This is a genomic window from Parvibaculum sp., assembly GCF_039680535.1.
Lineage (GTDB): Bacteria > Pseudomonadota > Alphaproteobacteria > Parvibaculales > Parvibaculaceae > Parvibaculum.
Window position 1 is genome coordinate 102,506 of record NZ_JBDKSS010000019.1, and the last position, 13,385, is coordinate 115,890.

Here is a 13,385-nt window from a genome sequence, read left to right on the forward strand (position 1 = left end):
TGACGGCTAGGTGTTACGGTCGTCTAGGCGTTTACCCAAACATTCCTTATCGTCTCCCAGAGGTCTCGTGATGTCCAAAATCGATCTGAAAGCGGGGTGGAGTCCGTCGAAATCCGCGCAGGCCGCGCAAAATTATCTGAAGAACAAGCACAATCTGCTGTCCGGGTTTGAATCGATCGATGATTTCGCTGTGAATGAGACAGCGCTTGACCCAAAGGACAAGCGTGGCATCGAACACCACCTGATCAATCTGCGCGCAACGCTGGCGCGACATCTCTGGCGCAAGGAGATATTTGTTGGGGTATCAATCCTAGACATGCTTTTGTTCGAGGCAGTTCGCGACAACATGGCAGACTACGGTCTGGAAGTGCTCGAGCGGCTTGGGAAGGCGTCCTTGTCCGCTGGCTTCATCATCTTTCCGCTGCACTCGATCGGTATAGCTCAGCCATCGATTTTTCAGCCGAAAAAAAATGTACGGTTCGTCCTATTTAAGAAGGCGGGATTCGCCGTTGTCGCCCAAGGCAATGACTACGACGTCACGATCGATGCGATCAGTGCGGCGATGAAGGGCCTAGGCATCAAGAGCGCACTTGATCTCGACATGTGGCGGCATCACCTGCAGGCGGGAAACCTGCGCTGGTTTACGCGCAACCCACTCCTCTTGGTCAAGGTTACGGCTGTGACTGGCGCCTACTACGAGAATCAATTCGTTTATATGCTAAAATTGCGATTAATTAACGCCATGCTGATGATGCTGGCATCATTCAATGCGGTCGGCAGCAAGACTAAAGATTTGCGGACGACGAGCCGAATCAACAATTGGCAGACACTAGACATCCACCACTATCTGCTGGGCGAGGCCTTCAAACCGGCCAAACCGCGCGCACGCGTGAGGATCGATGTGCGCCGGGTGCCGATGAACCTCAATCCGGTCGATCTCGCGCATTTGTCCGACGTTCCAATCACCATCGACCCGGGAGCGTTAAACCAAGCACAGAACAAGAAGCGCCTAGCCGAAATAATGAAAACGATCGATGCCGTCGAGAGCGGGTTTCGCGAACATGTGACGCTTGGGCGGAACAAACCCACGCTCAATACGCGCGTCTATCGGAAGCTGGTGTTGTCGTTGGACTGGTATCGCCGGTCGTTCAGCGCGATGGCGCGGGACAGCGAGGCTGTTGTTGCGTTGGCCGTCGCCTTTGAAACGCTGCTCTCTGATTTCTACACGCAAGGCGTGACCGCCAAGATCATCGCGCGTGTCGGAGTCTGTTTGACGGGCAACAGTGGCGCTGGAAAATACCAAAGTGCGGTGGAATCGCTCTTCGACAAGCGCGGCAAAACCATGCATTTAGGCGGGTTCGACGGAACGCCGGATCTGCTCCTAGCGCGGCGCGCATATGCGCTGTGCTTGGTCAAGATCGTCTCCCTCCTACCGCTGACAGTCAAGACGACCAATGAGCCGGTTAAAGCGCTGCTCGGGGTCTAAACGAACAGCTCTTCACAACCAGCGTCCTGTGTTGGGCGTTCCGCTAACAGCGCTTCAAACGGCCCTGCGCTGCCGTTGAAAAGCGCACCTGCGGTGGCCGCAATGGGCAGACTTCTGAATATCGAGAACGGCAAGTGGTTGCTTCCAGCACTTGATTGTCGCCCGTGCCGTATATTGGAGCTTCGGCACCGAGCAGAAGGTGGCTTAGGTGGGACGGCGGGAAGCAAAACCATGTCCACCTCAGTTGCTAATGCATCTCTCGATACACAGCATCCTTGATACAAAGGTCGATTAAAGGAGCAGAAGCGCCCGGTCTATGCCGCTTCTTACCAGGCCATAAGGTCAAGCAAGCTGTCGTGCTCTAGGATGACTCAACCAAAGCCTGTGCGTACACACTCTTGCCTGACTCGGGCGAGCACCGCAATCTCGCGAGCCTCTAAGGTAGGGCAAGATGTTCAAGTAAATGGCTGAGGTGATCGTCGCTTGTAGCGAGCACGGCTAGGGCGTTCACCCATTGGTCCGTGAGCAGAAAATGCGCATGAACGCTGTAGGACGTCGCGCTTGGGCTCAGCTGGGCCGCGCGATGCTTTGCGGCACCGGTTAGATCGACCGAGCAATGACCGCCAGCTATCGATATGACGAAGTCCTGTCGCCGAACACCTTTCGTAAAACCGGTTCCGATCGCCTTGGAGCAAGCCTCTTTAAGAGCGAAGCCGATCGCGGCGTAGGGCGCCTGTTGATCACCGGCAACGAGCCGTTCTTGCTCTTCTTCGGTGAAGACCTCGTCGAGCCAATCCTTGCCGAAGCGGACGATGGACCGTCGAATGGGCTCGATGCAGCATAGATCAACACCGAGTCCCAGAATCATCGAGGGTCACCAGAGCGCTCGCAGCGTGACGACGAGGGCGGAGAACACGAGGACCCAACTGAGAATGATTGCCCCCGCGCCGTCTGCCCGCAGCCCTATGATCTCGACCTGGGAGCGGGTGTCCAGCGCGCGGGCGCCACAGACGATGGCCGTGGCGAGTGCGGCCAGGACCGGCAATCCAAGCAGAGCGGGCGCGTGCTCGCGCAGGAGCGCGAGGTCGGTCGCCGCGTTCGCCATGTCGAGACCCGTTTTAGCTAAATACCCTGCTCCACCTAACGCCGCTAGCGCGACGGCGGCGTTGACCAAACGGCCGGCTGATCGATCGGTCGACTGGGGCGTTGTCTCGCGGGTTGAATTGTTGTTCATGCGAAGAGGCTTATCCGTTCTCCGGTCGGAAGGTGAGGGGCAGGTTGACCGGCATCCTTTGGAACCTGAAGGTTCCAGCGTGGTGGAAACATAGGTGGGGGGAGCGGATCAAGCGTGCGGCGAAAACTCTGCTTGATCCGGGTTCGGCCCGACAGCCCCTTGATCTCGGGGTGAGCGACACGGGCGTACTTAGAAATTTCGCAGAACAGATTCTGACAGTCGATCGGTTGCAATCGGCGGCCGAACAGGATCTGGAACGCGAGGCCGGCGTCGGCGAAGGCGCGCTCCTGCTGCTCGTAGACCCAATAGATTACCTCCTCGGGTGAGCGGTGGCCCGTGTGCGTGAAACATTTTGCGATCCCGTCGAGGGCGCCTGGACCGGCGATGACGAAGTCGCTCTCGTCATGATCAAGCAACGTGGAGTAGTTGAGGTCGATCGTGTATTGGAAGGCGAGGAAGGGCCCGAGCCCCGGATAGCGGAGCAGGGTTTCGAATACGGATCGCAAGCTCCGCGCCTGCCGGATGCGTTCCGGCACACGATCGTCGAGCATGCGCTTGATCAGAGCCAAGTGGTTAGCGTGCTTGCGCGCATGCCCCAGCGCTGGGGCAGGCATGATGTAAGCCGCGGAATAGAGTCGCTGGCCCTTAGCCATCAACGTGTCGAGGACACGGGTCATGTCGTCGAGATCTGTTGCGCCCCAGGTCAGCGGCCCCAGTTCGCGCTCCAATGCGAGCCAAGTGTCGATGCGGTTGAATATCTTGAAGAGCAGCGTACGAAAGAAGACCTCACGCGGCTCCTGCGACCGATCCTCGTGGTATTGAACCTCGCGAATGAGGAACTGGCTGACCCGATCGCTCGCTCGGTACGCATTTGTGAAGCGGTAGGCGGCGAGGATCGGGTCCGCGGTCCAAGGGCCGACCGGGTCCGACAATCGGCGCATATAGATTGCCTGCCGTTCGGCAGCGAACCGCCAATAGGTGTCGTAGACAGGCGTGATTTCCATAGGTCCTGCGCAAGGTGCGCGCCGAGCAGGCACCGACGCACGCTGTGCGCCGGTCGGCCTCCCTGACGCCGAACTGTGACTCGGGCGGGGAGCCTAAAGGAAATCCGCTCCGCCGTGAACGCCTAAGATCGGCTGACTGTGCTAAGGCGTGCGGTGCGCGGGCGGCGGCGTTTGGGCTGGGGTGGTTGCCTCATAGCGCTGGTCTTTGGGCAGTCCCAGGGAACAATCGCGGAGCCCCAAGGTGATCAGCGCGCCGACGACAAGTGCCGTCGCCCATTTTGTCACGGCCTGCTCGCGCTCGACTGCAGCAAGACGGTCACCAAGCTTCTTATCGTTCTCATTGATCTTAGAGAGAAGGCCGGCGAAGGACTGGAGGCCGCCAGCGATCGGCCCAGTGAGTTCGGAGGGTATGCTATCGTAGCCCTTCCGTAGCCCTACCTCCGACGGGCGGTCGAGATCGGCATACCAGATGAGAAAGCAAGGTTCCCCGCGCGCGAGGTGCACCGGACCTGGACCTGCGTTGAACACGGAAAAGATCAACCGGCCTTCGTAGTTTGGGTCAACGTGAAAGCCGGAGACGTTGACTAGTCCGCGGAACTTGTAGCCTGCACGGATAGAAATGAAGGCGATCGCCCCGACGGGCACGCGGATCGTCTCCTCCGTGAGGATGAAGCCGAACTGGCCGGCAGGGATGGTGAATCCCTGGCCCTCGACAAGGCTGGTCTTGGGCTTATTGCGGGGATCGTCGGGCTCGCCCGTCGGCGAGACATAGATTTCGGGACCGACCCGCAATCGGTAGGAGGCGTGGTCGAGGCGTTTCGGGTCATAGTCGCTGATCAGCCCGCCCAGCTCGTCGTGAAGCCGCTGCCCACCCCAGAACATCAGGCCTCTCCTCCCGCACCTTCGCGGAAGCGGTCGTCGAAGATCGATCGCGCTTCAACGATGCGGATGCGGCTTTTGTAGGCTGCCTCTATGTCGATGGCTCTGGCCCCGGCTTCGGCCAGAATGACTTTGATAAGCGCCAGATTGCAGGCCCTCATGCCCTCATGGAACGGCACCGGCTCCAGATGATCCCAAGACTCGCAGATCTTGGCGAGCTGTCCGTTGTGGCGGGCGAACTGCCGAACCAGCCAGAGTGGATCTTCCTGGGGACGCGGCAAGCTTTCGGCTAGGTTCGCCGCCACCTCTGCAAATGAGTTTGCCGCCGTTTCGTCGAGGGCCTTGCCGAGGTCTTGGTTCAGGGTATTCGCACTGGCTAGAGCGATGATGAAGGCATCGACCAAGGTCTTGGTCAGCCGGGGTTCATCTCCAGTCTCGACCGCCTCGAGGAAATAAGCGGTGTACTTGGCGTTGTGGAGCGCCATGTGCTTAATCCGCTGCGCAAGCGGCAGGATCACAACGTCCTTGTGATAGGCTTCGTCGTGCTTCAGTTGCGCCCATTGCAGGGCCAGCAGTTGATCGCGAATAGGCATTGATAGCCGTCCTCCTCAGGCGGCTTAGGCAAGCATGTTATCGTAGATCGCGCGGCATTGCGCGATCAAGGTTTTGACTTCGCGTTTAGTCCACCGTCCGCCGCAACCTTCGCCGGACCCCGTGTCGAGACGGGCGAAGGTGGAGTTGATGGTGAGACCGCCGACCGCGAGCTTAGTCTCGCGGGCTAGGAAATATTGCAGCCGGCCGAGACCCACCAGATTTCCGAGCAGCCGACGCACATAGTAGTGCGAGCGGTAGGTCGCATTGAAGCGGATGTGGCCGTCATGCACCTTGATACTGAGATGGCTCAGACAGGGGCCGCCGTAAAGGCGCTTGCGGTCAGTCACAGGATCGTAGATCGGGATATCGTCTTCGAAGGGTCGGCCCTGGCCGAGCTCGAAGGACGCCGTGTATTTGCCGTGCTTTGCAATCTTGGAGACCATGTCCTCGAGTGGATTGAAGGTCTTTCCTTCGAAGTCCTTCTGGCGAAGGATCCGGTGTGAGTAGGATCCCCAGTTACCGTCCCTGCGAGCTTTCTGGATGGAACGAAGTTTGGTTGGGTAGCCGTCAAACAAACCGCACGCGCCGTTTCGAGCATATTCATCGAGCGGGAAGATCGTTTCGGCGACCGTGTGGACGCTGAACGCGCCATGCGAGGTCAAAAAATTGTCCACTTCCTTGTAGACGAGCGCGTCCGCGGCAGAGAGGACGGTCGGCTCCGCGATATGCAGGAACACGTCAAAGTCCTGGGTCTTGGCGCAGCCGGCAAGATGCTCGACCGCGTCAAGCCACACTGCAGGAGCCGTTTGGCCTTTGATCAGTTCCATTGCGATCTCCTAGATCAGTAGCGCTGTTTCGTGGAGCTGGCGGTCGACATAGGCGCGCGGCAGCCAAGCGTAGCCGCCTTGCCCCCAACCCGGGCCCCAACTGTTGCGGATGAGCAGTGACGGCTCGCCATTGCTGTCGACGCCGTGACCCACCGCGAGCACGGCATGGCCCCCACGCTCGATATCGGGCGTGCGGTCGGGAACGCGTCCAGCCCCATCCGGTCGATAGAATGCATCGGTGATCACCAACCCGAGCACCACCGGGGTACCACCGTCAACCGCCGCCACGATGCCATCGAAGGTGAACGTGCCGGGTGTCATCGTCGTTTTGTGAAGTGGCAATGTAATTGGTGGAGGCGTCCACGGACTCCGCTGATCCGAGGTGTAAGGCCAGGCGGTTTCGACGGGTTGTCCCTCAACCGCCAGCGCGGCAGCTGCCGCCACCATGGTTGTGCCCGCATGAGGGTGTTGACCCGGGGTCTGCGCCACCGCGTGAAAGAAGAGGTACTCGACGCAGAGGTGCTCGGTTGAGAGCGTTTTGTATTCGTGGGCGGTCGAGCTCGCAAAGGCGAGGCAAGACTGCCGGCGACCTTGGTCGCGGACCGGAAGGAGGCTCGAACGGAGGTCGACCGACGGCGTGATCACGGCTGCAATCCGAGGCGACGCCGGTCGGCGCGGGAGAGGCCACCTTCCTCGGGACCTTCGAGGGCGAGCGCGAGGGCGAACGTCGGATTGGCAGGATCGTCGCCGGCCCAAGGCTGCGCCTCTCTCAAGGTCACGTGGCCGCGGCCATGCTTGGGCGGGCGGGCAATCAACGTCCGGACGGCGGGCGCGCCATAATGCAGCGGATCACGGGAGAACGCTGACTCATCGGACAGGACGGCGAAGCCGGCATCGCGAAGTGCGTCGATCTGCCATTGGTGGCCGCTGCCGGCGGCCTCCTTGAGCTCGATCCGTAGTAGGTCGTCCGGATTGCCGAACAGCCGGGCGCCATTATCCCTGGCAGTCACGCGCCATACATCGGACCATGAACTTCCTGGACGAAACTCGCCGCCAAGACGGGACTTGAGTTTGGCTACTTTCATCTTGAGGAGGGCGTCAACTTCGCCTAGGGGCAGGATCTGGTGGCTGACGAGCCCCCAGCAGGTCGCCTCGTAGCTGGCGCCCATGCGTAGCGAAAGTTGGTAGACGACGTCGGGGTTGCGGAGGTGGCCGACGACGGTCCACCCTTGGGCTCGAATATGATGCCGGTAGAGCCAGCGGGGCAGCAGGAACTCCGCGGCGAAAGCGTCGGCAGCGACCTCCTGCAGGTCACGCCCGTCAATAGGGGTCAGCGGTCCGCGGTAAAGAATCTCGCGATCGACGCTACCACGGTGTTCCAAGATGGCATGCCCCAGTTCGTGCGCGCCGGTGAACCGCTGGATGTGGAGGCCCCGCTCGGTGGTGACCATAATTCCGCGGAGCGGCGCTGGAAGGCAGAGGCCGAGAGCGGACGTGAGGCGCTTGAAGACCAGCGGGATGTCAAGCTCGCCGATCACCTCGAAAACGTCTATCAGACCGGCGCCCTCGGTGACGCGCCGCTGGAGATCGAGGTCTCTATGCAGCTGCTTGGCCGCTGCCGCGGCCTCGAGACGGACCGCGGCGGCGGGCGATCTAGCCACGGTTCGAGCTCCGCGGCGCGCGAAGCTGGAGAAACTCGGCGAACCTCAGAAGTTCGGCTCGATCCTCAGAGGAGAGCTCGGTCGCGGCCCGCGCAAGTGCCTGAACGCTTTCCGGCAACGGCTTCGTTTCGGCGACGCCGGTGAGCGCCTCGATCGACTGAGCATAGACCTCCGCAAACCGAGCCAACTCGACCGCATCGACCTTCCGGCGACCATTCTCAATTAGGGACAGCGCCGAGCGCGACAGGCCGACCGCGACCGCAGCCTCTTCTTGCTTCAGTTCGAGATACTCTCGCGCTTGCCGCAGCCGGTCGCCGATCTGCCGCCACCTCTCGGTTTCGTCGCTCATGGTCGTGTCCTCACACTGTCTCAAGTTCCTTCGCCGCCTTGCGCTTTTTCACTTTGATCTCGCCGATGAAGACCTTTTCTAGCTTGGGGACGAGATCGGCGATCATCTCCTCGCAACTGGCGTAGCCGCCTGCCTTGATAATCTGCGGGGGCAGTTCGATATCGAGCACCTTCTTGGTGACCACCGTCGCGTCGACAATGCGCTTCGAGTCGATCGCTGGCCGCATGCCTATGATGGAGCCGCCGGGCCCCGAAGGAGCATCGGCTTCGACTGAGCCATCGATCGCGGCGGCCTCCTCTTCGAACCATTCCTTGAGCTCGGCGATTAAGACCGGCACCTTGGCCGCGAATATCTTCTTTAACTCCTCCTTGGTCGCGGCCATATGCACGCTCCATGTTAGATTTCCGAACAATATAAGCTGTGCGGGCGTAGAAAGTCAACATAGCTATTTACCCCGTGGTAAAGCTTGGTTCAGCTTTGACCAGCTGGGTTGATCGAAAGAGAGGAGATGTTTGGCGCCGGGAGGGGAGCGCCGATCGCTTCGGCGAAGTCGGCGTCGGAGATGTGCTCAAGGAAGGGCGCGACCTGCACGGCGCTGACGGCGAACTTCGGCTTGGGGATTGCAAAGGCGGGCGTTCTGATACGGCCGTTGCGGGTGATCACAGCCCCGAACCCCCGTAATGTAGGTCGCGTTGACGTGGTCGGCGCCATAATAGCCGACCAGCGCGTAAGATAAAATTGCGGCTGTTCGGCGAACGTGCGGGAGCATGAGGTCGGCCGGTTCGATGCCATGCTTTTGGATTGCGATGAAGGCCGGCCGCTCGCCAGTGAACTGTCTCGCCGCTTTGCGCATCGCCTCCAACTTCGGCTTAGAAGGATCGTTCTGGCGATCGCTCCGCATGACGACGAGGCAGCCCCCATCCCCCGTCAGGCCACCAGCAACGTGAGTGTTTGCGCCGAAGGTTGCACTACAGGCCTTGTAGAAAGCCCTTTGCTCATCGAGCGGCGCACCATCAGGGCACTCGGTATGGGGCCGCTAATGCTCTCGTAAAGGCCCTCGGAGACTGGCCGACTTTGCTAGACATTCCGTGGGAGGGCGGTCGGAACTCGACCTAAATCGTCGACACGAAAAACAATCGCGCGTCCGCGTGCAACCAGACGGCAAGCTCAGGGGTGGGTGGGAGTGGCGGGGCCGGAACCGCAATTCCCGCTTAAGCATCGGACAAGAAAAGGACGTCACTCACGTCTATGGCCCCAGTATCATCATTTGTACCGTCATTGCGTTTCGCTCCAGCTCAGCCCGAACAGAAATTTTGTGCATAGGTCCAGAAAACCTCTAAAACCGAAAAACCATTATCAGGCAGAGACGACTGCCCACGCCTCAGCGGAGCCGCCGTGCTGAGCTCGCACAAATTTGCGCCCGTTGACGAGGCGTCCTACATGCTTGCGTAGCCACCACCCGAATTTTTTCCGATTAATTTCGGCTCGTTCCCCCGCTATCTCGTGAATCACTTCACGGAGCTCAACATTTGTGTCGCCATAAGCTTGTGCGGCTGCGACCGCCTCGCGAACCCTTGCAGGTCTGCTTCCAAACTCCTCGTGCCACGAGGTGAGCAACCGGTCCAACAACTCGCGATCCGGGTCCTGATTGAGGCCCTCGAATATCGAAGATGCTGGATCTTCGCCGGTGAGCCATGCAATGGGCTGTCGGCAGAGGTCCGACCATTCGCTGAAGCCGGCAAGCGGCCGTTGAGCACTCATAGGCCTTCCCGCTCTGATCCACGCCAAGATGATCGTGAAGGCGAGCGATACAAAATGCCCCCTCTTGCGGAGCACATACTGCACGAGGTCCGGTCGCTTGAAACTCCGCATCGCCGGCGCTTCGCAGGCAGGGTCCAATGTGATTGTGACACATCGACGGGCCATATCCTGAATTGGACCAACATTGTTCCCGCTGGAGAGAAGCATTGTGCGCGTGTTCACGCTTACAGTTTTCAAGGAGCCGAGTATGCGACCGCTTATAAACTCGGACGTGAGAGCTGCGCAGAGACTATTGTGAGGGAGGATGTCCGTAGTGAGGTTGTCAAATTCGATAACGGCAGGTGACCCCATATACTCAGCAAGAAGGAGTTTGCGGCATTCATCATCATCGCTCGGAAAGGTTGTTGGTGAATTGCGACGGCTTGTTGCAAACGCTGATGTCAACTCGCATAGGCAAGATTTCCCAGATCCGGGTGCGTGCGCGCGCACATGGACCATGGGGGCGAGACTCAAACTGGGGCGTATTGCTGCTGTCAGTATGGCTGTGAGGGTCGCCGTGAGATCATACCTGGCGGCAAATTGGAATTCCGAAAGCAGGCTCTCAAGTTCGGCGAGTGCCGCCTCGGCGTCTTTCCGAGTGGGTACCTCCGGGATTGTGAACTCGGATGCATCGAAGGCGCCATACATCATGGTCGTAGGGTCGTACCCAGCCTGCATCATGAGCGTGCCGTCCGGTCGCAAGTAGGGTTGTCTGGCGATGCCTTTCAGAACCGGTAGGTGCTCATAGGTCGACAGATCGTGCAGGATTGCGGCACATTTCTGCGGAGGATCAATTTTTTTGCGCTGGAGCGTGGTTTCGCTGTATTTGGTCCAGTCTGCTGCGGCCGAAAGACCGTGAATGAGTGCGGATTGTCCGACCGGATAGGCCCGCGCGTCGTTGGTGTGCGGATCCAATGTGACCTGGACGATCCGTCCGCCCCGCTGAAAATATTTGCCGGACCTGGCCAAGGCGATCTCTGCGTCACGGACGGCGTCATGGATTTTCCCGGGGGTGACGTGAATTGTCGGTTTGCCCGATTTTTCGTCGTCTGGCCGATGGCGGTACCGCCCCGCAACAGCTGCGTGCGAAGCGGGGGAATTTGAGCTTTCACCGGTTTTGGAGGTTTTTCCGCGGTCATTCGGGGAAAGATCGGCGCGGTTCCCGTCGAGCGCCCCGGCACGTCCGCTGGCGGTAGGTAGTTCGGCATGGATTCGGCAACCCGCTTCCACCGGCGAACTATTTGTTGATGGCGTAACGGTGGTCATGCGTTGCCTCCGCGCTCTTTGGAGACAAGGGCGCTGTCGTAGGCATCAAGCTCTTCGACGGCCCACAATGCGCTCCGCCCGAGGTGGACGGGGCTCGGAAATCTCCCTTGCGCAATGAGTTGGTAGAGGGTGCTGCGGCCAATGCCGTATCGTTGCTGGACCGCTTTTAGTCGTATGAATCTTGCCATGGTGATGGCTCCTGCGTTGTGACTTGCAAAGCCATCGGGCCGTCACGACCTGTTCGGCACCATACTTATTCGGAAAATTCTGGACCGAATCGACTCGCGACGGATGTTCGCGGACGTCACGACGCGTCATATGCAAGGCTGCGGATCGATCTTTTCGTTCTTGCGCGTGCAGCAGCTGAGGGCGGCCGGAAGGTGTTAACCGTTTGCCCGCGCAGCCGCTGAGAACGGAGAGCCATTGACAATCGACCCTGGAACCGAGGGCTCCAGTGAAGGTCAAGATCGCGCCTTTTACTGCCATTGCCTTGCGTCGCGCGCCGCACTGCCAACAGCAGCAAAGCTGAAGCCTGATCCAAGGCCGGCGTGCCGTCGGTAGTCCTCAGATACTGCCAAAGAACATTGGCAGTGCCCGATCGATCTCGTCGCTGGAGAGGGGCGATCCATCCTCACGCGGTAGAACGAAGGCTTGACGTTGGCCGTACGCAAAATTGCTCTTATTCTGAAAGTGTAGTCTTGTTCCGGGCGAATCCTGGAACGGCGCAAATACACGAGCAGCGTGAATTCGAAGCGGGGACAATAAATGCCGAGGGGACGCCCGAAGGGGAGGGCCGGGGAGGTCAAGCCGGCGCGAGCGGTGGTCAAAGCGCCAGCCAAGCCGCAGAAGAGCAAGGGCGGCGATCTCGGTTTCGAGGCGGAGCTTTTCAAAGCCGCCGACAAGCTGCGCGGCAACATGGAGCCGTCGGACTACAAGCACGTCGCGCTGGGACTGATCTTCCTGAAGCACATCTCGGACAGCTTCGAGGCGAAGCGTGCCGAACTGCTGGCCGATTACCCGGACGGTGCGGAAGACCCCGACGAATACGCCGCCGACAACATCTTCTGGGTGCCCAAGGAAGCGCGCTGGTCGCATCTGCAGGCGAGCGCGAAGCAGCCAGGCATCGGCAAGCTGATCGACGAGGCGATGATCGCCATCGAAAAGCGCAACGAGAGCCTGAAGGGCGTGCTGCCGAAGGAATATGCGCGCCCAGCGCTCAACGCCGTCATGCTGGGTGAACTGATCGACCTCATTTCGGGGATCGCGCTTGGGCAGGAGAAGGGACAGGCGCGCGACGTGCTCGGGCGCGTCTATGAATATTTCCTCGGACAGTTTGCGGGCTCGGAGGGAAAGCGCGGCGGCGAGTTCTACACGCCCCGTTCCGTCGTCCGCACCATGGTCGAGATGCTGGAGCCGTATAAGGGCCGCGTCTACGACCCCTGCTGCGGCTCGGGCGGCATGTTCGTTCAGTCGGAGAAATTCGCCGAGGAGCACGAAGGCCGCATCGGCGACATCGCCGTCTACGGGCAGGAGTCGAACTACACGACCTGGCGTCTCTGCAAGATGAACCTTGCCGTGCGCGGCATCGACGCCGACATCCGCTGGAACAGCGAAGGCAGCTTCCACAAGGACGAACTGCGCGACCTCCGCGCGGACTACATCCTCGCGAACCCGCCTTTTAACATATCGGACTGGGGCGGCGACCGCCTGCGCGAGGATGTGCGCTGGAAATATGGGGTGCCGCCGGCGGGCAATGCGAACTTCGCTTGGGTGCAGCACATCGTCCATCATCTGGCGCCGTCGGGCACGGCGGGCGTGGTGCTGGCCAACGGCTCGATGTCTTCGACGCAATCGGGCGAGGGCGAAATCCGCCGCGCGCTGATCGAGGGAGTCGAGGGCAAGCCCGGCGTCGTCGACTGCATGGTGGCGCTTCCCGGCCAGCTCTTCTATTCGACGCAGATCCCGGTCTGCCTCTGGTTCCTCGCCCGCGACCGCTCGAATGGCGTCGCCCGCAACGCGAAACTCCGCGACCGGCGCAACGAAATTCTCTTCATCGATGCGCGCAAGCTCGGCCATATGGTCGACCGCACGCGCAAGGAATTCTCCGACGATGACATCGACCGGATCACGCGCGCCTATCACGCCTGGCGCGGAGAGGCGGAAGCGGGCGCCTATGAGGATGTGCCGGGCTTCTGCAAATCGGCGACGCTGGAGGAGATCAGGAGCCACGGCCATGTGCTGACGCCGGGGCGCTATGTCGGCGCGGCAGATGTCGAGGAAGACGA

14 protein-coding genes are annotated in these 13,385 nt (G+C 60.3%); 2 read left to right on the forward strand and 12 right to left on the reverse strand.

What is annotated here, in order from left to right:
• The first annotated feature begins 70 nt into the window (after nucleotides 1–70).
• Complete coding sequence (locus ABFC66_RS13760; RefSeq protein WP_346741540.1) at nucleotides 71–1,486, forward strand: hypothetical protein; 1,416 nt, start codon at nucleotides 71–73, stop codon at nucleotides 1,484–1,486.
• A gap of 436 nt (nucleotides 1,487–1,922) precedes the next feature.
• On the opposite strand, the gene ABFC66_RS13765 is transcribed toward ABFC66_RS13760, so the two are convergent.
• The 12 genes from ABFC66_RS13765 to ABFC66_RS13820 all read right to left on the reverse strand — a co-directional run bounded on the left by ABFC66_RS13765 (nucleotide 1,923) and on the right by ABFC66_RS13820 (nucleotide 11,100).
• Entirely contained in the window at nucleotides 1,923–2,354 is a 432-nt protein-coding gene (locus tag ABFC66_RS13765; protein ID WP_346741541.1) for a holo-ACP synthase, read from the reverse strand.
• A gap of 6 nt (nucleotides 2,355–2,360) precedes the next feature.
• Nucleotides 2,361–2,720, reverse strand: a complete 360-nt coding sequence (locus ABFC66_RS13770; protein WP_346741542.1) for a hypothetical protein — start codon at nucleotides 2,718–2,720, stop codon at nucleotides 2,361–2,363.
• The gene (locus ABFC66_RS13775) at nucleotides 2,717–3,724 is read right to left on the reverse strand and encodes a nucleotide kinase domain-containing protein (RefSeq protein WP_346741543.1); all 1,008 of its coding nucleotides are present in this window, start codon (nucleotides 3,722–3,724) and stop codon (nucleotides 2,717–2,719) included. The genes ABFC66_RS13770 and ABFC66_RS13775 overlap by 4 nt, the downstream gene beginning before the upstream one ends.
• 141 nt (nucleotides 3,725–3,865) lie before the next feature.
• Nucleotides 3,866–4,606: a deoxycytidine triphosphate deaminase gene (locus ABFC66_RS13780; protein ID WP_346741544.1), complete on the reverse strand. Its 741-nt coding sequence runs from the start codon at nucleotides 4,604–4,606 to the stop codon at nucleotides 3,866–3,868.
• Nucleotides 4,606–5,196: a hypothetical protein gene (locus ABFC66_RS13785; RefSeq protein ID WP_346741545.1), complete on the reverse strand. Its 591-nt coding sequence runs from the start codon at nucleotides 5,194–5,196 to the stop codon at nucleotides 4,606–4,608. Before ABFC66_RS13785 ends, ABFC66_RS13780 begins: the two co-directional genes overlap by 1 nt.
• A gap of 24 nt (nucleotides 5,197–5,220) precedes the next feature.
• Nucleotides 5,221–6,024 carry a hypothetical protein gene (locus ABFC66_RS13790; protein WP_346741546.1) on the reverse strand — a complete coding sequence of 268 codons (804 nt, stop codon included), beginning with the start codon at nucleotides 6,022–6,024 and terminating at the stop codon, nucleotides 5,221–5,223.
• Nucleotides 6,025–6,033: 9 nt separating this feature from the next.
• Nucleotides 6,034–6,669, reverse strand: a complete 636-nt coding sequence (locus tag ABFC66_RS13795; RefSeq protein ID WP_346741547.1) for a C1 family peptidase — start codon at nucleotides 6,667–6,669, stop codon at nucleotides 6,034–6,036.
• The gene (locus tag ABFC66_RS13800) at nucleotides 6,666–7,685 is read right to left on the reverse strand and encodes a protease inhibitor I42 family protein (RefSeq protein WP_346741548.1); all 1,020 of its coding nucleotides are present in this window, start codon (nucleotides 7,683–7,685) and stop codon (nucleotides 6,666–6,668) included. The genes ABFC66_RS13795 and ABFC66_RS13800 overlap by 4 nt, the downstream gene beginning before the upstream one ends.
• The gene (locus ABFC66_RS13805; RefSeq protein WP_346741549.1) at nucleotides 7,678–8,034 is read right to left on the reverse strand and encodes a helix-turn-helix transcriptional regulator; all 357 of its coding nucleotides are present in this window, start codon (nucleotides 8,032–8,034) and stop codon (nucleotides 7,678–7,680) included. The genes ABFC66_RS13800 and ABFC66_RS13805 overlap by 8 nt, the downstream gene beginning before the upstream one ends.
• 10 nt (nucleotides 8,035–8,044) lie before the next feature.
• Nucleotides 8,045–8,416, reverse strand: a complete 372-nt coding sequence (locus ABFC66_RS13810; protein WP_346741550.1) for a hypothetical protein — start codon at nucleotides 8,414–8,416, stop codon at nucleotides 8,045–8,047.
• 89 nt (nucleotides 8,417–8,505) lie between these two features.
• Nucleotides 8,506–8,697: a hypothetical protein gene (locus ABFC66_RS13815; protein ID WP_346741551.1), complete on the reverse strand. Its 192-nt coding sequence runs from the start codon at nucleotides 8,695–8,697 to the stop codon at nucleotides 8,506–8,508.
• Nucleotides 8,698–9,390: 693 nt separating this feature from the next.
• A complete protein-coding gene (locus ABFC66_RS13820) occupies nucleotides 9,391–11,100 on the reverse strand; it encodes a hypothetical protein (protein WP_346741552.1) in 1,710 nt (569 codons plus the stop codon).
• Nucleotides 11,101–11,919: 819 nt separating this feature from the next.
• Between ABFC66_RS13820 and ABFC66_RS13825 the strand changes: the two genes are divergently transcribed.
• The coding region (locus ABFC66_RS13825) for a class I SAM-dependent DNA methyltransferase (protein ID WP_346741553.1) at nucleotides 11,920–13,385 on the forward strand (1,466 nt) is incomplete at its 3' end.